Source organism: Kineococcus rhizosphaerae (assembly GCF_003002055.1).
Classification (GTDB): Bacteria; Actinomycetota; Actinomycetes; order Actinomycetales; family Kineococcaceae; genus Kineococcus; species Kineococcus rhizosphaerae.
On record NZ_PVZF01000019.1, the window covers coordinates 25,777 to 45,587 of the forward strand.

A 19,811-nucleotide genomic window follows, 5' to 3' on the forward strand; every position below is an offset into this window, starting at 1 on the left:
ACTAAGAGCGCCACCGCCGCCCGCGCAGATGCCCATCAGGGAACCGCGCACCCACGTCGACCAGCCGAAGCTGTCGGACAGGAATGCCCCGATGAGTGCAAGAACGACCCCCAGGACGAACCACGGCCAGGCTCGACCACGGCTCAGTGCGTCCAGGCGACGCTCAATGGGCCCAGGGTTGTCATCGCTCACTGTTCGACCATGCCAGGACTCTCAGCGCTTGGTCCTGGACATGGACCACCTCGCACCTTTCGACATGACCGCGAGGTGGGTACCGCTCCTGAGTCTCGACCCCTGCTTTTGTGGGCTCTCGACCTTGCACTGTCACGATGGGTGACCGTGGCGAGGATGAAGGGCCCGTGGTCGTGGCTGCTGGCGGTGATCTGGCTGGGTTTCGCAGCCATGGGTGCGGTGATCTTGAGTGAGGACCACACCCCTGGCGGGCTGATCATCGGCGCTGCGGTCCTGGCGATGGGGTTGTTCTGCGGGGTGCGGGCTGCGATCAGCCACGTGCGGCTGAGCGATGAGGGGCTGGTCTACGTCGGGTACGCGAGGACGCGACGTGTGCCGTGGACTCAGGTGAGCGAGGTGGTGGTCGTCGAGCTGGGGTCGGTACTGCCGATCACGACGGTGGGGGTGTCGGTGCGGCTGTACGACGACACCGAGGTTGAGTTGCCTGCACAGGCTGGTTTCGCGGTAGCTGGGCGTAACCGCCGTGTGCAGCGTCTGGTAGATGCTGCGGAGCGACACCGAGCCGGTAGTGGCTGATACGGGCGCTGAGGGAGCAGACGCGGATCGCGATGATATGTGGGTGATCGGGGGCTAACCTCCGGTCCGCGCCATGACCGAACGCACGCGCAGCGCGCTATGGGACTGCGCGAAGTGGCCGCTTTCAGGCAGCGGGCCACAGAGGTTGCGCGCGGGCCGCAGCCTGCAAGAACGGCTCGGCGTCTAGGTCGTGCGCAGAGGCGTCGATGCCTTGGTCGAGCCATTGGCACGTCAGGCGCAGGCGCCCGGCCGGGGGCAGCGGCCACAGCCAGTACTCCTGCTCGACCCACGACTCCGAGCCGCTGCCACCACCGGCGGTCAGCACTGGGGCCGGGGGCAGCCAGTCGGGGTCTGCGGCGCGCTCGTCCCAGGTCGGAGCGTCGAGGTTGCTGACCCGTCGGCCATCGGCCAGTTCCAACCCCCACCGGAAGCGTCCGGCCTCCCATTCCTCGTCCTGGGCGTGCTCGTAGGGGCCGTCGCTGATCTCGGCGAACAGGTCCCCTCGTTGTACGGGACCGCGCACGTGCGTGGTGAGGGTCAGGGACAGGCCGCTGGCGAAGGCCCGGACGACGCTGAGGGTGACCACGGTGCTCGCAGAGCGGCCCAGAACGAGCGCGATGGGTGCGATGCCGGGCAGGACGTTCGCTGGCGCCGCGTGCCACACCGGCAGGGGTGGTTCGCCGTTGGAGGGCGTGGGTTGGTCCGCAGCAGTCTTCATGGACAGTCCTTCCCGAGGCGCCGGTGCCGAGGGTCAGTGTGGCGCAGGCCGTCCGCTTTGGCGATCTTCCTCAACTCGGCATGACCGCGACGTCTAGGACGTCCACAACAGTGTCCGGCTAGCTGCAGCGCAGGCGAATTTCCCTCCGCCGTGTCACATCCGACCGTTCCCGCGGCTCTTGGCGTGCATGACCCCCCACCGGGACAGCCCGACAACCGAGGCTGACGAACAGATCGAGCAGCTGTTCCTCGACAACATCGAGGTCTGGTCCACTCTCATCAGCTCCTCGCCGACTGGTGCCACCAGCAGCGTTGGCGACGCCGTGGCGAACGCTCGACGCACTCGCGCCCGGCTGATGCGATGGGTGGCGGCGCAGTCCATCACCGCCGCCCCGGCGCCGGTACCGGCCTCGCGGTGGCGCTTCGCCGGGCTGGCCGCGGTGGTGTCATGAGGCAGGGACGGACGGTTCTGCCCGGCCCGGGGACATCCCTGCGACGCGATGACGGTCGCAAGGCGGCGAAGCCTGCAGGCGTCGGCCGCGGCCGACCCCGCGTCACCCGCTCCGACGCCCCCGGCCCGGATGGTCAGGAGCAGGGGCGTTCGAGCTCCCGGCACGAGCGAGCAGGACACGCGACTGCTGCAGCTCGTCGCTTCCTGATGGGGCCTCCACGTACCGGTGGAGTGCGCTGGAGCACCGGCTCCGCGCACGCCTCGCGGGCTCTTCGCGTCGTGCTGATCGCTGGCGTGCTGTGCGGACCGGCCAGCTTGGTCATGGCGCTGCACCAGCCGGCAGCGGTGGTCCGCGCGACCACCGACACGGGAGCGTCGGCTCCGCAGCCGCAGGAGGTGGCCGCGGTAGGGGAGTGGGCGCAGTCCTTCGTCGTGGCCTGGCTGACCACTCCGGCCGGACAAGAGCAGAGCTTGAGCTACTACCTGCCCGACGTCTCTGACCTCACCTTGCCCCAGGTTCCCCAGGTCGTCGCCAACCCAGCAGTGGCTGACCTCAGCCTGACGTCTGCCTCGCCAGCAGCCTCAGCGGCAGTTTCGTCGCAAGGCGATGCGAGCACCCAGCTCAGCACCGGTGCGCCTTCGCAGTCGGCGGTCACGGCCACCGGCGATGGCAGCGGCGACCAGGTCACACCTGGTGTGGGGGAGCCCAGCGCTTCGGCCACGACGAGCGAGGACGAGCGAATCTGGCAAGTCACCATCGGAGTCGACGTCCAGGAGCCGGGCCCGCAGGGCAACGTGTTCGTCCGCCGCTACTTCGCGGTTCCGGTGGTCTACGTTCCCGCCCAGCTGGAGCACTCGTCTGCGCTGCGCGCCTTGAGCCTTCCTGGTCCAGTCAGCGCGCCCGTCGCGGGGGAGGGGCCCGAATCCATCTACCAAGACGGCCTGCCCCTGACCGGCGCTGTGGGTTCGTCGGTGCAGGCGTTCCTCAGCGCCTACCTCACCGATCAAGGTGACGTCACCCGCCTGCTGTCGCCGAAGGCGGTCGGCATCTTCGCCGTGCGCCCAGCGGCTTACACCGCGGCGCAGCTGCGGATCCTGAAGGCCGACCGGCGCGACGTGGAGAACAAGCAGCCCACCGACGGCGAACACGTGCAGGTCCTGGCGACCGCGTTGTTGACCGGTCTGGACACCCAGACCCGTAGCGCCCAGTTCGCTCTCACCCTCACCGCCCGCGACGGGCGGTGGGAGATCAACCAGGTCCAGGCCACTGCGGCCGGCGCCGACTCCCGCACCGCTTCAGCGACCGCCGAGGGCGGCCAGAGCACCAGCCGGTCGGCGAGCGCGGACACGATCCCGCAGACCGCTGCGGGATCTCCCTCGGGAACACCGACCCAGACCGGCGGTAGGTGAGGCACGCAGCACCCACCCAGATCCGCGCACCTGACCGCGGCTTCCTCGCCGTCCTGCCGGCGCGTCCCTTCCCTCAGCTTCTCCTCATCTGCATCCCCCTCGTCCTGAAAGGACCTCCCATGTTCAGCACCTCCGCCACCGTCAACACCCTGGTCACCGCTTTGCCCGCCGGCAACGACGTCTTCACCACCGTGGACAACATCGGCTCCTCGACGGCCAACACGATCGACGGCTTGGCCGTCGCCGTGGGCTTCATCGCCGCGGCCGGGGTGCTGTGGGCGACCGGCTTCAAGTTCACGCTCCTGCGCTGCTTCCTGGCGGCCTTCGTAGGCGCCTGCGCCTACCTGGCGGTCTCGGACTGGCAGATGTTCACCGACGTCATCAAGCAGACGTTCCAGAACGCCACCGGAGGGGGGAAGTGAGTCCGCACCCTTCCTGGCCCAGGCCGAGCACCCCTACCCGGAGCCCGCGCTGGGCGGTCGCTCACCTCCTCCAGAGGCCCGCGTCCCACCAGCCTTCCGCCGTGACGTTCTGACCCCGGAGACGGTCCACGATGAGCATCGAACAGCTTCCACCGCACGTGCGGGTGACCCGCTTCTACACCGCCGTGCGCCGCATCCCCACCCTGGTGGGCAAGCTGCCCAACGGCGGCTTCATCCCAGGTGGGCCGTACACCCTGGGCCAGGTCGCCGTGATGCTCCTGGTCGCCGTCGGCGGCTTCTACACGATGCCCTGGTGGGGTGGCGGTCAGGGCGCCAACCTCGGCAACTTCATCAAGCTGGCGCTGGCCGTCGTCCTCACCTCCATGGCCTCCAGCAAGCTCCGCTGGCGTGGTCGGCAGGTGCTCCCCGCGCTGCGAGGGGCGGTGTACTCCTACACCCACGGTTCCCAGCCGCGCCAGGGGGGACGTACGCCCACAGGTACTGGGCCGCAGCGACTGCGCACCAACATCCTGATCATCGAAGAACTCCCCGCGCCGGCGACCCGTGCGCTGGCGCCCGACCCTCGAGCCCAGAAGGTCGAGGGCACCTTCGACCCGGGCAGCGAGGTAGGCCGAAGCAACTTGCAGCCCACCCGGAAGCGCCCGCTGACCACCTCACCCACCGCATCAGCGACCGCATCACCCGCCGCGTCTGCAGTTGCGGCACCGGCTCGTGCTGGTGCGCCCGCCCGGCGGCAGTCGCCGGCGGCCGCCTCCGCCAGTCTGCGGATCGGCGCGCGCCCGCGGCGAACCCTTCACGCCGGAGCAGCCGCGGCTGCCGGGGCTTCAACGGCTTCGCCGTCCCCGGGTGCCCCCACCGCACCGCGGCGACCCGCCCCGGGCTCTGGACGCCGTCAAAGCAGCAGCAGCGACCGCGACGACCGCAACGAAGTCACTGAGCTCGTCGAGCTCGTCAACACAGGGGGAGGGCGCTGACCATGGGCGTGCAGAACACCATCGAAAACCCGATCCAGACCCTCACCGGCAACCTGCTGTTCTCCGCCCACGGCACCTGGTGGGCCACCTACCGACTGCAGGGCCTGGCCTACGGCCGCCGTCCCGACGCGGAGAAGGAGAGCATCCGCGCCCTGCACCAGGGCCTGTACCGGGCCCTGGGGGGTGAATCCCTGCACCTGGGTTTGGCGGTGGACACCGACCCCGTCACCGTCGTGCAGCGCATGCTGCACAACCTCGAGCAGCCGCTGGAGCAGCTGCCGGAGTGGACCGCTGAATGCGAAGCCACGCTGGATCGCCTCGAGGACGACGTCGTGCTGGGTGAGCGCACCTACTGGCTGGCCGTCCCGCTGCGCGGTACCGGCAGCGAAGCCCTCATCGAGCCCTTGCGTGCGGTGTGGACCTGGTTCCTGACCATCATCGGCTTCCCCCGCCTTCCCCCCTCCCAGCGGATGCTCGCTGAACGTCGCCGCCGCGCCGACGAAGTCATGCGCCTGATCCCCGCCCCCTTCCGCCCACGGCCGGCCACCGCCGCCGAGCAGGCCTGGATCTACGCCCACGCCCTGCACCGGGGACTGGCCACTGACCCTTGGCTGCCGCCCACCGCAGCCGACGCCGGCACCAGCGACGCGGCAACCTTCGACCGCCAGCAGGCGCCCGACCCCGCAGATAAAGACCTCCCCGCGGCCCCCACCGCAGCCAGCCTCCTGGCCGGAGGGGCCCTGGGTGAACCGCTGATCGACGAGGGCGCACTCAGCGACGTCCCCGAAGAAGGCTGGCGACGCGGCTGGCGGCAACGACTTCGACAGCTGAAGCCGGCTGAGCGTCGTGTCCTGAAGGTCATCGACGCAGACCGCGACACCGCCTCCTACCAGTCGATGCTGGTGCTGGCCGGTACTCCTGACGGAGGCGCGGTCTTCCCCGGCACCGAGTGGCTGGGCCACGTCGAGAACGCCGGCGTCCCCGTCGACTGGGCCGTGCGCATGCGCAACAACGCTCGCGAAGCTGTCCTGGGCCGCAACCGCCGCGCGGTCACCCGCCTCAACGAGCAGTACGAGCAGCGCGCCGGGGAGACCACCACCGGAGCGCACGAGCTCGACGCCACCGGCGAACTGCTGACCGAGTACCAGCGACGACTCGCCACCGAGAAGTCAGAGGTCGAGCTGGAGACCATCACCTGCTTCTCCACCGCCGCCGAGACCCGCGACCAGGCCCTGGCCCAAGGCGACGCCCTCGTGGCCTGGTTCGCCAGCTTCGAGCACCGCCTGGCCCGACCCCTCGGAGAGCAGGCTGACACCTGGTGGGCAATGCAGCCCGGCGCGGCCTGGCCGCGCAAGCTCGCCGACTTCACCCAGATCTCCCTGTCCGAAGGGTTCGCCGCAGCGGTGCCCATGATGAGCACCGTCTTGGGCGACCGGCACGGAACGCCTCTGGCGCTCAACCAGACCACCCGAGCCCAGTCCGTCGTCTTCCTCGACCTCTTCGGCACCATCGCCGCCGACTTCTCCGGCTGCGTCGCCGTCGCCGGCGAACTCGGCTCGGGCAAGTCCTACACGATGAAGTCCATCGCCGGCGCCGAGTGCGACCGCGGCGCAAACATCATCGCCATCGACAGCTCCGGCACCGGCGAGTACGTCGACTTCGCACGTTCCCTGGGGGACTGCGAGATCGCCGACGTCCTCAACCCGCAACGATCCCTGGACCCGCTGCGCATCCTGCCCGGCGACGAAGGCGCCACCGTCGCCCGATCGCTGCTGGTCACCCTGTTCAACATCGTCTCCACCTCAGCCGATGACACCCTGCTGGGCCGAGTCCTGAAGCAGGAGTACCGCCACCAGAACGGCATCACCGGCCTGGGCAGTCTCACCGACCACCTCATCAACGAATGCCTCCTGGCCGGCGGAGCTGACCTCGGATACCGCCTCGACGCCTACCGCAGCGAAGCCTTCAGCGCTGTGCTCTTCGACGAGACCCTCCCTCCCATCCGCACCGACTCCCGCGCCCTCATCTTCTGGACCCACGGTCTGCAACTGCCCACCAGCAGCGAGCTCAACAACGCGCACCTCTTCGCCCAGCTGAAGATCGAAAAGCGTTTCGGACGCGCCATCTACGCCATGCTCATGGGACTGTCCCGGCGACTCGCCTTTGCCGACCCCACCCAGAAGGTCGTCTTCCTCAACGACGAGATGCACCGAACCACCTCCTCACCCGAAGGGCTGGAAGAGACCAAGACCTACGTGCGCGAAGCCCGAAAGGAGCTGGCCGCCGGGATCTTCGGTTCCCAGGACTGCACCAACGACTTCGGCGACGACACCCTCAAGGGCCTCATCCCCTACCGCATCGTCATGCGCCTGACCGACAAGATCCTCGCCGCCGCCGCCCTGACCTGGATCGGCCTGGAAGCCACAGCCGACCTGGTCAAGGAAGTCACCCAGCAGCTGTCCCCCCGCGACCCCCACCACCCCACCGGCGAGGTCCCGGCAGCACGCCGAGGAGAGGGCCTGTTCCGCGACAGCTACGGCCGCATCGGCCGAGTGAAGATCCTCGGACCGGCGCTCGCGGCCCGACGCAAGGCCTACAGCACCACTGCCACGAGCCGCACTGCTGATCTGCCCACTGACCTCACACCCCTCTCCACCTCCACCGGCGACCACACCCCCGGCCGGATCGACGCGCAGGTTCGACCGACTTCGCCGGCGTCCACTGCGCCGGCGTCCACCGCGGCGACGGCCTCCCTGCAGTTGAGCAAGCCGGTCATGGAGCCGACCTCGACCACCGCCGTCGGACACAACCCGCTGATGAGCACACCGGCGAGCGCACCCATGGGCACACCCGGACCCCTGACCGTCGCCAACCCGGCCGCTGAGCGCCTGCGCCGCATCGCCCGCTCGCACGTGGAAGCGGCCTTGGCCCGCAGCCGCGAGACGACGACCGCAGGCTCCAGTGCCGGCGACGTGCATCACCGCAGCGTCGCCTCAGGAAAGGGCAGCTGATGCACCCGCCCTTGAAGCTGCACCCGCCCTTCCTTGGCGGGGGAGACCACCTCGCTCCGCGAGCGCTGAGCGCCACCAAGAGGTTCGTGGCCCTGCTGATGCTCGTCGTCGCGACGGTGACCGTCGCTGCGAGCCTGCTCCTGGCTCCCGCCTCGGCTCAGGCTGCTACTGAGCCGCAGGTGTCATCGAACGCCCCTGGAGCTCGCCTGGTCGATTCCGCAGCGACTGCTCCTCCTGCTCCTCCTGCGCGTCCGGCGCCCGCACCCGGCGCGACCTCAACCTCGGGTGCCGATGCGGACCCGGGAACGGACGTGGGCACGTCGGCAGCAGTCGACGAGGCCGCCGGAGCCAGCAGCACCACGGATGCAGGCAGTGATGCAGGCAGTAGTGCAGGCAGCAGCGACGACGCTCCTTCCGCCGGCGTTCTCTCGGGCCTGGACGCGAAGGACTCCCACGGTCTCAGCGTCAGCAGCTACCAGCTGTCCACCGACGGCGGCGGAATGACCTCGCCGATCAAGCTCATCACCAACGGCTTCCTGCTGAACATGCTGTGGGAGGGCTACCGATGGCTGGTGGGTCTGGCCGCGACCATGATCAACATGGCTCTGCAGATGAGCTGGGTCGACGCACTGGCCAACGCCGTCCAGCCGGTGGCGACCACTCTGCAGGTCAACATCATCGACCGACTCGGACTCAGCCGGGTCGCACTGTCCCTGTCCGGGCTGGCCGCCGGCTGGTTCATCGCCCGCGGCAAGTACGTCACCGGCGTCGGCAAGCTCGTCTCGGCCGGAGTCTTCGCCGGCCTGGCTGCCACGCTGCTGGCCAACCCCGTCGCCAGCATCACCGGACCCGACGGACTGCTCGCTGGTGCTCGAGACTTGGGCCAAGCCACCTCCACCATCGTGGTCAGCAACGGGCAGAGCGCCGACCCTGACCCAGCGCAGATCCAGTCCCAAACCAGCGCTTCCCTCGTCGACGTCTTCGTCCGCCTGCCGCACCAGCTGCTGAACTACGGGGCCGTCATCGACGGGACCGGCTGCCAGGACGCCTACGACAAGGCCTTGAAGGAGGGGCCACGAGCCTCCGACGACGACGGAGCCCGCAAGGCCGTCGGCGACTGCGACGAGAAGCTGAAGAAGTACGCCGACGACCCAGGCTGGACCGGCGTGTGGTCCGCGCTCATCCTGCTCCCCGCGGGACTGCTGCTGGTCGTGATGGCCATCGTCTTGGCCGTCGTACTTTTCCTGGCCACCGCAGTGGCTTTGTTCTGCGCCCTCAAGCTCATCTGGGACGTCGTCATGGCCCAGGCACCGGGGGAGCGGTCCGGCTTCGCCGGATCCCTGGCCAGTCTCGTGGGCGCGGTGGTGTCGGTCATCTTCTTCATGATCTTGCTGGGTATCTACTGCGTCCTGCTCGGCAAGATGATGGGCGCCAAGGACGGGCAAGACCCCGTGGTCCGGTTCCTCATCGTCGACCTGCTCATGGTGGTGCTGATCGTCGTCACGATCATCGCCCGCAAGCGCATCGCCGAACGAGGACGAGAGTGGGCACAACGAGCCAGCAGCTGGGCCGGGGTCAAGAACGCCAAACCCGTGCAGATGCCGCGCATGTCCCAGCTCACCCAGGCCGGCAGCACCCTGGCCGCGGGCCGGATGCAGGCCCGCCGTCTGGGGCCCTCGATGCCCACCACCGGCAACGCCGCGCAACGCCTCGGCCAGCGGGTGGCGCAGTCCAAACTCGTCAAGACCGGCGTCGCAGCAGCGACCCTGGCCACCGGCGCCGGCGGTCTGGCGCTGAAGTCCACGATCGGGGCGCCGGTCTACGCACCGCGCGCCGCACGCGCCGCCTCCGCTGCCGTCAAGGCCCGCAGCGCAGCGATGCGCTCAAGGCTGCAGACCGCGCGCTCTGGCGCAGGCAGCTTCGCCAAGGAGTACGCCCACAACGTCGGCGTCGTGGCCGGGCCCATCGCCCGGCCCGTCGCCAAGGCCGGAACAGCCGCGGGTAAGGCAGCTGGGCGCAAGGCCGCACCGACCGTCACCGCGGCCGGGATCCACTTCGGCGCCGGACGCGCCCCCGGCGGACCCACGTCGCCGACCTCAACCCGCAAGGCGCCGGTCAGTGCCCCACGCCGCGCCGCCAGCGCCGGGCAGCCCACCCCCGCGAACGTCGCAGCCAACGCCGCCCGCTTGGCCGCTCGCCGCCGCGACCGCCTCGAGAACCCGGCCAGTTCCTCTAGCGACCTGCAAGCAGGGATCGCCACCCAAAGCTTCCGGGTGGCCAAGGCAGCCGCCGCAGCCGCACCTGCGAAACCGCGACCCACTGCCGCCGACGAAGCTGACGTCTCCCGGCTGTACGAGCGCATGCGGGTGCGTACCGCACGCCGCGACAACGGCCGCAGCTGATGGCGCTGCACAGCCCCCCACGAGCACCCGGGCGGCCCTACTCCTCAGCAGCCCAGGCTCGGCCCACAGCCGGCGGCTCCAGCACCGGTCGCCGGGTCCTGATTGCCGCCGGGATCACGTTGGTGCTGGCCGTCCTCGCCGCTGTCTTCGGGCCCGTCCTGCTCATCGCCTCGATGGTCGGCGGCTCCGGCGGCGGGGGAGTCTCGGCGCTGGCCCCCTCGGCGGTGCCCGGCGTCAACGCAGTCCTGCTGGACGCTATGACCAGGGCCGCAGCCGCGACCAACACCGTGGCCCCGCAGTGCACCGGGATGCGCTGGTCAATCCTGGCCGGGGTGGCGCAGGTGGAGTCCAACCTCGCCGCCGGGCGCACCATCAGCCCTACCGGTGAGGTAAGCCCGCGCATCATCGGACCAGCGCTGAACGGCTCTGGGGTCGGCGGCAACCGCACCCCCATCTACGACACCGACGGCGGCCGCTTCGATGGCGACACCGTCTACGACCGCGCCGTGGGGGCCTGGCAGTTCATCCCCTCCAGCTGGGCCATCTACGGCCGCGACGGCAACGGCGACGGCCTCGCGGATCCGCACAACGTCTACGACAACGCTCTCGGCGCGGTCGTGCACCTGTGTGGCACCGGCGCCAAGGACCTCTCGAACCGGGACCAGCTGCGCCAGACCATCTACGGCTACAACCGCTCCTGGACGTACGTCGACAAGGTCTTGGCGAACATCGACACCTTCGACCAGATCGGCGTGGCCGCCGGGGGAGCCGCCGTCCCCGAGGCCAGCGGCCGCGCCGCCGTCATCATCGCCGCGGCCCGCAAGTGGACCGGGACGCCTTACGCCTGGGGGGGTGGGTCGGGACGGCCCGGACCTGGCGGCACGGTCCTGGGCGGACCCTCGCGTGGCTTCGCGCAGGGAGCGGGAACGATCGGCTTCGACTGCAGCGGCCTGACCCAGTACGCCTACGCCGCCGCGGGTATCCAGCTGCCGCGAGTCTCCTCCCAGCAGGCCCTGCAGGGGCAGCGGATCCCACGCTCAGCCGGTCTGGAAGCCGTTGCTCCCGGTGACCTCATCTTCTTCGGCTCCAATCCCGCGGCCGGGACGGGCATCTACCACGTGGCGATCTACCTTGGCGGGGGACAGATGATCGATGCCCCTCGCACCGGCACCTTCGTGCGCGAGGAGGCGGTGTGGATGAGCAGCTACGCCGGCGCCGTGCACTTCGGCTAGGTCCCTGCCCGCGGCGCGACTCGACAGCGTGGTACCGCCCTCGGGTGGCCGGCCGCACTCGAGCGCCCAACGACGTTGAGCTTGACGCGGTACCCGTCTGATCCAACCTTGAACTGGAGCATCACGTGCCTGCCTTCCCCTCCCCTCGCAGACGCTCACGGACCGCTCATGCTGACGCCGTCGACAACTTCGAGCAGGACCTCGAGCAGGACCTCGAGCAGGACCTCTTCGTTGGGCACGACCAGGAGAACGCCCACGACCGAAGCCCGGACAGCAGCTGCTCCACGGAGGCGGAGTGGGATGAGGAACCGACCTCAGCGAGCTCCGATGAGAAGGGCCTCAGCAGCCTGCGGTACTGGCTGCTGTGGGGAGTCCCTATCGCGGCCCTGGTGCTCTTCGGTGCCCACATGATCGCGCCGGCGGTCGGCCTACCCACCTGGAACCAGGCGCTGCGCCACCGCACCCAGGCCGCCTCACCTGCCAGTGCCTCCTCTCAGCAGGTGCCCGCGACTGCGGTGTCGGCTGCTCCGGCACCGACGTCGCCGGTACCGACGTCGCCGTCGACAGACAATGGCTCGCAGGGACAGGATGGAGCCGTCGGCACCCCCTCCGCCTTGGAGGCCCCAGCAGGTACCGACCCCTCCGCCGCCTCCACCGTCGTCCCGCCTGCCGCTTCACCTGCAGACGCCTCACCTGCGGACGCCTCAGCAAGCCAGACCCCGCCGGCGGACGTCTTGGCGGGCCCGGTCGACGACGCGGTCCTGCAGCAACTGCTGACGAAATCCATGCCCGAACGTCTGGGGGTCACAGACCCCCACATCGATGAGTCGCCCTCGGCGCAGTCGACCGTCCAGGCCGCCTGGCAGGCGCTGAGCGCGGACCTGAACGCCGGTGGATGGAGCGAGGCCCACATGCAAGCTCACGAACTCACCAGCGATGAGACAGTCGAGCGCCCTGGCCAACTGCCGTCACACACGACCGTGGTGATCATGTGGTCGGCCCTCAGCGCGGCCGGAGACCTGCAGGACCGGCAGATGTCGGCCGTGAGGATGGACACCACCACGACACCGGCGACCCCCCAGCAGATCACCACGCTCTAGGACACAGCCCGCTACCTGCGGGTGCCCTCCCATCCCTGACAGGGCCGCCCACCTCCTCGGCCCGAGCGCACGCACCACGACCACGACCGTCGGCGACCGCGGATCGAAGACTGGCTTCCGGGCGAACTCCTCGTAAGGAACTTGCCGAGGCGATGTCACATCCGCCTCCGCAGTGGGCTCTTGCCTACCAAGAGGCAAGACCTGCGATCCGGCAGTCCGTGCAGTCGATGGAGGAGTCCCGTGCAAACGACGCGGTCACCACGCGGCAACGCCGCGCTGACGCTCACCGGCGTGGAGAGCGTCAGCGCACCCAGCGCCGCGCCGCGGCTTCCCCCCAGCCGCAAGACTTGGCCCGTCAGCGCCTACAGCTGCTTGGTGGGGGCAGTGGCGGCCCAAGGCGTCCTGCCCCTGGCCGGCTTCTCGCAGATGACGATTCTGGCCGGCGCGGGGGGAGTGGCCCTGGCTACAGCCACGGCCGTCAACGGGCTGCGCAAGGACCGACGCAACGAGGTACGGGACTTGCTGGCCGAGGGCCTCTACCGGCTGATGGAGTTGCCGGCCCCTCAGCGCCGGCGAGTGCGGTGCTGGCGGTGGCGCGGCCTGCTCGTGGGGCACCCACAGCGCATCCGCCTGGACTACGCCCCCATCGTCAACGACACCGACCCCCTGTGGCTGCCGTCGATCCTGGACAAGGTTGAAGCGCGTCTGGGGTTGACCTACCGCCTCGTCGCTCACGACCCCGCCCGTTGCCGGATCATCCTGGGGCTGCAGACCGAGACGGTTGAAACCGAAGAGGAAGAGGTCTTCCCCGAGGTCGTCGAACGAGCCGAACGCATCATCCACGAGCTGCTCGGTGAGAACGCCGAGATCGAGGTGACCTGGGCCGCCGCAGACCACCCGCTGGCCCGCGACGCCGCCGCGGAGGCCGCTTCTGGCGCAGAGCGCGGCAGTGGTGATGACCTGGTCACCCTTCGCGAGCGACCCGTGACCAAGGTAGCCGAGAAGCACCTCATCGCCTTGGAGGTCGAACACACCGCCGGGGCGCGGGTCGCTTCGCTGGCGGTGCGGACCCGCATCCAGCGGACCGTCTCGACGATGCTGCCCGGGCGCTGGCGGGCACTGTGGGACCTGGAGAACGAGGTCGTTCGCTTTGAGGCTCGACCCCGCATGCCCGACAACGTGCCTCATCCGCCCTTCACCCCGCAGCAGGCCGACCACCGTAGGTGGCGCCAGGTCCGCATTCCCTGGGGGGTGGACGAGAACGGCGAGACGCTCTACTGGCGGCCCGCCCTGGAGCCTCACATGGTCGTCACCGGAACCACCGGCGGCGGCAAGACGGTCCTGCTGGACGGCCTCATCCTGGAGATCTGCGCCAACGACTGGCCGTGCATTCTCATCGATGGCAAGGGCACCGAGTTCCTCGGGTTCGCCACCTGGCCCAACGTGCAACTGGTCGCGACCGAAACCTGGGAACACGTCGCTGTCCTGCACCACGTGCGGCGCCTGGTTGAAGAGCGTCGGAAGATGGTCAAGCGCGGCCAGAAGCAGGAGGCCGACTTCAGCCCTCTCTTCCTGGTCATCGACGAGTACGCCGACATCCGCGATGAGGTGACCCGCTGGTACCTGTCGGTCAAACGCTCCGGTGACCCCGCCAAGGCCCCGATGCTGCTGATGCTGGCCTCGATCGCCCGTATCGCCCGCAGCTTCAAGATTCACATCGTGCTCGGCTTGCAGCGCCCAGATACAGAGTTTCTCACCGGAGAAATGCGTGACAACATGCGCGCCCGAGTCGCCATGGGCAAGCTGTCCCCGGACGGGTCGAAGATGATGTTCGACTCCTACAGTGCCGGTGTCGCGGTGCCGAAAATCGCCGGGCGCGCCAACTGTATGGACGGGGACAACCGCATCCGAGAAGCGCAGGTGTGGTGGACACCTGACCCCCGGCGCGTGGAGCCGGACAACGTCGCCGACGTAGAGATCCTGCGGGGCCTGCTGCCGCAGTCCAACAGTCACGAGCGCCTCGTCATCGTCCCGCCCAGCGCCAAACAGAGCGAGGGGAAAGAAGCAGACGCACCGTCCTACCAGGACTATGCCAACGCCGCGCTCGTTCCGGCCCGTGAACGCCCGGACCTGGAGGAGCACGTCATCGACTACCACCGCAAGCTGTTCCTGCAGGCCGACAACCTGCGCGATGAGGCGCATTCGCAAGACATGGGGGTGCTCGTCGAGAATCCGGTCGCCGAACTGCCGGCGGGGTCCTTTGGATCTCCCAGCAACGCGACCTGGGAGGAGGACGACTTCACCACCGAGACGAGCGGCGGTCGTACCAAGGCGTCAGGTTCCGCAGCCGCCGAGGAGGACGCGCAGTGGGCCAACGCGCAACTGGACCCTGACGCGGTGGACGAGATCATCGTCCCGGCCGCCGACGTGCGCGAAGGAGACGTTGCCCAGCTGGAAGGCACGGGCTGGGTACTGATCGACGCGGTCGAGGAGGACCCGATGGACCCCGAGCAGATGTACCGGGTCCTGTCCTGGCGGGCTCTGGACGACAGTGACGCCGGCCTGCACAGCTGCGAAGGGGGACAACTCATCACCGTCCAGCGCGTCGCCTCCGGATTGGACGACCAGTGACCCTCCCAACCACCAACACGACGCAGGCACCGGGTGGAAGCCTGGTCAGGGGACCCGCGTGGCTCAACAAGCCCAGAAGTACCTGCGAGCGCACGAAGGGCCAGCGAGCATGAGCGGCCCGCAGAGCGCGAACTCTGAACCCGACGAACGCATGCAGGTCACGCTGATCGCGATGGCTGTGGCCTCAGCAGTGGGGGTGACAGCGATGTGGAAGGCCGTACTGACCTTCCTCATCGGCTTCGCCGTCCTGGTCCCCGCCGGCGCTGACGTCCTCGTACGCATGCCTGGTGGTGCAGGCGTCGGCCTCGACGCACCCCGGTGCTGGATCGCCGCCGCACTGGTCATGGCCCTCGTCGGACTAGGCGTGAAACATCAGCGCCACCGGCGGCAGCTCGAAAGCCTCTGAGTCGGCGCGTCGAGTCGAGCCACCAGCGGGCAACGCCGCACCGCTCAGACAGCGACTGTCGCAACCGTAGACGAGCATCTCGAAAGGACCCACCGTGATCGATTCCACCCCAGCCGCTACCAGCACACCGAGAACGGCCGGCCGGCGCCTGCCTGAGGCCGGGCCGCGGCGCCAGATGCGCGTGCACTGGTCGGTGCAGTCCGCCTCTCGAGACGCGATCCTGCGCCAAGTCAACGTCCAGCGAGCTGCCTCACTGCTGACCCGCCGCGTCGCGTGTGAGGCAGACCCGGAGCTGTTCTTCGACGACGCCCCGACAGCCCAGCGCGAGGCCCAGCGCATGTGCTGGGACTGTCCTGTACGACGCTCGTGCTTGCTGGTAGGGCTGGAGGCCGAGGCCAACGCTCAAACCAGCAACGGCACCTACAGCAACGGCACGATCGGTGGAGTCACCGCCGCGGTGCGCGAGCCTTGGGTCCGGGCACGACGAGCCCGCCGAACAGGACGAAGAGCCGCCGTCTCTGCAGCGGGCGCGGCGAAGGCAGTACCCGGGGCACTTCCCACACCGTCGTCGCGCTCGACGTCGGAGACGACATCGCGCACCGGGACGCAGCATGCCGGCGAGTCCGCCGTGAGCCCCACCTGGACGAACCAGGCGCCGCACATGCGTAGGTCGGCGTGAACGGCCACGGTGCGCGCATCCCCCTGGCGTTGAGGCAGGGGTGGGCCACCGGCCAGCAAGACCACCCGCGAGTTCACACCACCTCGGAGGACGTCATGCGCACCCCCGCCCCCACGATCGCGTCGAACCGTCCGGAAGGGGTCGATCCCCGAACGGACGCCTGCGGCCAGCAACGGCGTGTGCGCGAACTCAGCTCTGGCGAACGCGCGGCCCTGGGTATCACGTCCAACCTCGACGACCTGGAAGCGCTGCTCGACGACGCGCACTACTTGGCGGCTCGTGAGGATGCGACCTACTGGAACGAGGAGGGCCAGGAGATCGATCCCGATGACTGCGTCGGGGTGGCTGGCTCACCAGCGCTGGAACCAGTGGACCGGGACCACTCGCACACCGGGCCCTTCTCGCTGCGTACCCGGCACGCTCGGCAGTGAGGAAGCGGCCCGGCCAGTTCAATGTGCGCCCGAACATGGGGAGTGAGACGGCCTCGGCGCCGAAGATGAGGTCGCCCAACGCCTGCCGCAGCCTCCAGCGGACTGCCCTCACCCGGCTGCTGGTAGGTAGCAGCGACCAGGACGACGTCGGTAAAGAGGTAGCTGCTCCCGCTCAGCGAGGCGCTGGCGGTCAGGCCCAGGCGGTGGGCAGGTGAGTCGTTGTCGCCGCCGGTCGCCACCGGGCCGAACACTCCACGACCGACGCCGGCGCCGGTTGAGCACTCACCGGTCGCACCCGGCCGTCACCAGAGGGAAGGTGCAGGTGAACGTCAGGCCCTCAGGCCAGGCAGAGTCGTTGTCCCCTGAAGAGGTGGCCCGCGGCCTGCAGATCGCGGCCGGCTACGACCACGCCGCCGCAGGAGACCCGGTCAGTGACGACCCCTCCTACATGCGGTTCGTCAACGCATGGGGCCTGTGTCTGCGCCGTGACCCCTACGGTGCGGGTCTGCGCTGCACACGGCATCGGGGACACGGAGGGCCGCGCTGTGTCGCCGAGGGAGCGCTGAAGGTCCAGGCCGTCTGGCCTGTCCAGGAGGCGTTCCCTGAGCGCTACAGCGACTTCTCCGGTGCCTGACGTGCTCGGAGAAGGCGCCGTTCCAGCAAGGGTCTACGCGCAGCTGTAACCCTCAAACCGCGCGGCTGTGTCGTTGAGGTCGCAACCTCACACGGGCTCGGGAGCCGGATGGGCCGTGCGGGCAGGATGGGTGCCGAGACGATGAGTCAAGCCGCTCGTGCCGGCAGTCGAGTCGGGGCCCAGGATTGCCTCGTGGCCGCGACCCAGCCGTCGTTCCAGCTGCTGCAGCTGTTGAAGCATGGCGATCGCTGTCTCTCGTGCGGCCGGTGACAAGGCCGCGGCGTTCAGGGCGATCTCGCGGACGCTGGGGTCGTTCACCGCTCGAGCGAGGGCAAGGTCGGTTTGGGCCTGTACGCCATCGCGCTGACTGAAGAAGTAGCCGATCCCGACGTCGAAAACGGCCGCGATGGCGAAGAGAGCTTTCAAGGTTGGGTTGACCTTGCCGCCGCGTCGCAGTTCGTAGAGGTAGTTGGATGAGAGCGAGTAGCCCAGTTGAGCCGCACGGGCCGAGATCTCAGGCATCGAGTACGGGCCGCGGTGCGGTGGGTGGACGGTGGAGATCAGCTGGTTGAGGCGTTCGGTGATCAGACGGATCTCGGCCTGGTCTTCATCGCGTGGCTGCGCCTCGAACTTATTCACAGCCTCTTCCTCCACGAGCAGCCATCAGCTTCCTTCTGTCGACCGGCGCTGGGTTGACGCACGCAGCGCCTTGCCGGCATGCCGGTGTGGTCGCAGAGCGTGAGGATCCTAGCGGTCGCCGACCCAGACGTGACCCAGGTCACGTCATCTTGTCCCCCGAAGGGGGGCAGGTAGGTACGCAGCCTACTGCGACACCTACGCAGAGTGGTGGTGGTCAGCTGTGGGTGAGGGCAAGGGTCTGTGCTGACAGCGTGATGTCGGACTACACTCACAGGGTGGATAGAGGCGGCGGGCTGCGAACCCCCACCTACCGAATCCGGTGACGACGGTTGCTGGTTCGGCCACACACCCATGAAACCGATCGATCGCCAGGAGCTCCGCATGGCTGACACCGCTGCCCAGACATCCCCTGCAGCACTTGACGATGCTCACGAGCAGCGTTCTGGTGGACCTGCAGCTGAACGCCAGCCGCAGACTCCTTCTCGCACGCCACGACCGACTCCTGGAGTGCGCTCGGGGTCGCGTCGACCGCTGAAGCCCGCTGCTTCGCGCCCGGACGGTGCCGCGACTTCGACGCAGGCGGCCTCGAGCGAGGCTCCGGACGCGACAGTGGCACTGAGTGCGGTGCGCGGTGGCTCTGAACCCGAGGTGACCGAGGCCGCTGAGTCTTCGGACGACTTCGCCCAGGAGATGGAAGGCGTCCCTGCCGAGCCGGTCGACCAGGTCCAGCGGATCGATCTGACCGCGCTGGAAGGCGTCAGAGAAGCAGCTCAGGGCGAGCACAGCCCCTCCGACCACCTTGCCGGACCCGCCTCGGCGCAGGCGATGGCTCTCGCCAATCGCCTCCGGGTGCGCCGGCACAGCGCAGCGACGGCATCGCTGGCGACGACGGATGTGGAGCGCACGGACGAGCCCACCGAAGTCGCTGCCTCTCCTGAAAAGTCCGCGCCGCGCAAGGTCCCGGCGCGCACACCGGGGGTCACCGCCTTCGCGCCCGCCGCAGCGACCGGTTCAGCGGTAGACGGTGAGATCACCACAGAGCCCGATGACGCGACCGACACCGCATCGGAACCTCAGGAAGCCAGCTCCGCCGCGGCGGCCTCGGTGGTGGCACCCGATGTGGTGGCAGCTGGCGCCGACCTTGCCGAGTCCCAGCTCACGCCAGACCCCAGCGAAGCTCCGGCTGCGGTCAGCGCCGAGGACCAGGGACGGGTTCCTTCATCCGCCTCCGCTCGGGTCTACGTCTTCGACGCCGCGGCCGGTAGCGCCTCGCTCACTTCGACGAAGGGTGCTGCCGCCGCACAAGCCGACAACGGTGAGGGCGGCGACGATGTCGAGGTGGAGGAGGACGTCCAGGCGGGGGACGTCCAGGCGGGGGACGTCCAGGCGGGGGAGTACGTCAACCTCGCCGCCGTGATGGACGGCGTCGACGTCGTCGACCTGCGCGTTCAGCAGGGGACAGAACTCGACGCCATGAAGTACACGCCCAACGACAGCGCTGAGCACTCGCCTGAGACGACGCACGAGGCGCCGTCGGCCCCGCAGAGCCTCCGGCCGTCCACGCCCGTACGCGGAGCCGACGCGGAGGCGAGTTCGCCGGCTGGCGTCGAGGGGCCGAAGCGTGGGGCGAGGCACGGTGAGGACACGACCGAACTCGCGTTGCCGTCCGACGTTGACCTCGATCGACGGTTCCAGAACTGGCAGGCGGGCGAACTCGACGGCGCGGTGGACCTTGAGTTGCCTACCGCGCGTCCCACGGGCGGATGGCGCAAGGCCGTGCTGAGTCTGAGTGACTGTTTTAGATGTGCGGTGAGGGCTGCGCCGGCCTGGTCAACCGGCGCAGCATCATCCGCGTGTAGGCAATCTCAACCATGGCGACCGCC

The 19,811-nt window shown here is 69.1% G+C and carries 17 protein-coding genes; 15 read left to right on the forward strand and 2 right to left on the reverse strand.

All coding sequences use genetic code 11. The features are described from left to right. Window positions 1–339 precede the first annotated feature (339 nt). Window positions 340–768, forward strand: coding sequence for a PH domain-containing protein (locus CLV37_RS24890; protein ID WP_106215448.1), 429 nt, complete (start codon window positions 340–342; stop codon window positions 766–768). Between the two features lie 124 nt (window positions 769–892). On the opposite strand, the gene CLV37_RS24895 is transcribed toward CLV37_RS24890, so the two are convergent. Then, on the reverse strand, window positions 893–1,486 hold the full coding sequence (locus CLV37_RS24895) for a hypothetical protein (protein WP_106215449.1): 594 nt from the start codon (window positions 1,484–1,486) through the stop codon (window positions 893–895). A 187-nt stretch (window positions 1,487–1,673) separates the two neighbouring features. On the opposite strand from CLV37_RS24895, the gene CLV37_RS27875 reads away from it, so the two are divergent. The 13 genes from CLV37_RS27875 (at window position 1,674) to CLV37_RS24950 (ending at window position 17,289) form a co-directional block, all read left to right on the forward strand. Then, a complete protein-coding gene (locus CLV37_RS27875; RefSeq protein WP_170127493.1) occupies window positions 1,674–1,937 on the forward strand; it encodes a hypothetical protein in 264 nt (87 codons plus the stop codon). 278 nt (window positions 1,938–2,215) lie between these two features. Further along, a complete protein-coding gene (locus CLV37_RS24900) occupies window positions 2,216–3,346 on the forward strand; it encodes a conjugal transfer protein (RefSeq protein ID WP_170127494.1) in 1,131 nt (376 codons plus the stop codon). 119 nt (window positions 3,347–3,465) lie between these two features. Next, window positions 3,466–3,768 (forward strand): hypothetical protein, encoded by a 303-nt coding sequence (locus tag CLV37_RS24905; RefSeq protein WP_106215451.1) that lies wholly within the window; start codon window positions 3,466–3,468, stop codon window positions 3,766–3,768. Between the two features lie 131 nt (window positions 3,769–3,899). After that, a complete protein-coding gene (locus CLV37_RS27195; RefSeq protein WP_146149582.1) occupies window positions 3,900–4,763 on the forward strand; it encodes a hypothetical protein in 864 nt (287 codons plus the stop codon). A 2-nt stretch (window positions 4,764–4,765) separates the two neighbouring features. After that, window positions 4,766–7,774 (forward strand): ATP-binding protein, encoded by a 3,009-nt coding sequence (locus CLV37_RS24910; RefSeq protein WP_106215452.1) that lies wholly within the window; start codon window positions 4,766–4,768, stop codon window positions 7,772–7,774. A 311-nt stretch (window positions 7,775–8,085) separates the two neighbouring features. Further along, window positions 8,086–10,176, forward strand: a complete 2,091-nt coding sequence (locus tag CLV37_RS24915; protein WP_170127495.1) for a hypothetical protein — start codon at window positions 8,086–8,088, stop codon at window positions 10,174–10,176. A 122-nt stretch (window positions 10,177–10,298) separates the two neighbouring features. Then, complete coding sequence (locus tag CLV37_RS24920) at window positions 10,299–11,408, forward strand: C40 family peptidase (RefSeq protein WP_245885819.1); 1,110 nt, start codon at window positions 10,299–10,301, stop codon at window positions 11,406–11,408. Between the two features lie 125 nt (window positions 11,409–11,533). Then, entirely contained in the window at window positions 11,534–12,508 is a 975-nt protein-coding gene (locus tag CLV37_RS24925; RefSeq protein WP_106215455.1) for a hypothetical protein, read from the forward strand. Window positions 12,509–12,748: 240 nt separating this feature from the next. Next, the gene (locus CLV37_RS24930) at window positions 12,749–15,139 is read left to right on the forward strand and encodes an FtsK/SpoIIIE domain-containing protein (RefSeq protein ID WP_106215456.1); all 2,391 of its coding nucleotides are present in this window, start codon (window positions 12,749–12,751) and stop codon (window positions 15,137–15,139) included. Window positions 15,140–15,248: 109 nt separating this feature from the next. After that, complete coding sequence (locus tag CLV37_RS24935) at window positions 15,249–15,545, forward strand: hypothetical protein (protein WP_170127496.1); 297 nt, start codon at window positions 15,249–15,251, stop codon at window positions 15,543–15,545. A 175-nt stretch (window positions 15,546–15,720) separates the two neighbouring features. Continuing rightward, window positions 15,721–16,224 carry a WhiB family transcriptional regulator gene (locus CLV37_RS29100; RefSeq protein WP_106215463.1) on the forward strand — a complete coding sequence of 168 codons (504 nt, stop codon included), beginning with the start codon at window positions 15,721–15,723 and terminating at the stop codon, window positions 16,222–16,224. 95 nt (window positions 16,225–16,319) lie between these two features. Next, a complete protein-coding gene (locus CLV37_RS24945) occupies window positions 16,320–16,655 on the forward strand; it encodes a hypothetical protein (RefSeq protein ID WP_146149586.1) in 336 nt (111 codons plus the stop codon). A 370-nt stretch (window positions 16,656–17,025) separates the two neighbouring features. After that, a complete protein-coding gene (locus CLV37_RS24950; protein ID WP_146149587.1) occupies window positions 17,026–17,289 on the forward strand; it encodes a hypothetical protein in 264 nt (87 codons plus the stop codon). An 87-nt stretch (window positions 17,290–17,376) separates the two neighbouring features. On the opposite strand, the gene CLV37_RS24955 is transcribed toward CLV37_RS24950, so the two are convergent. Continuing rightward, window positions 17,377–17,928 carry a helix-turn-helix transcriptional regulator gene (locus tag CLV37_RS24955; RefSeq protein WP_146149588.1) on the reverse strand — a complete coding sequence of 184 codons (552 nt, stop codon included), beginning with the start codon at window positions 17,926–17,928 and terminating at the stop codon, window positions 17,377–17,379. 648 nt (window positions 17,929–18,576) lie between these two features. Between CLV37_RS24955 and CLV37_RS24960 the strand changes: the two genes are divergently transcribed. After that, window positions 18,577–19,811: hypothetical protein (locus CLV37_RS24960; RefSeq protein ID WP_211298940.1), on the forward strand; the 1,235-nt coding region annotated here is incomplete at its 3' end.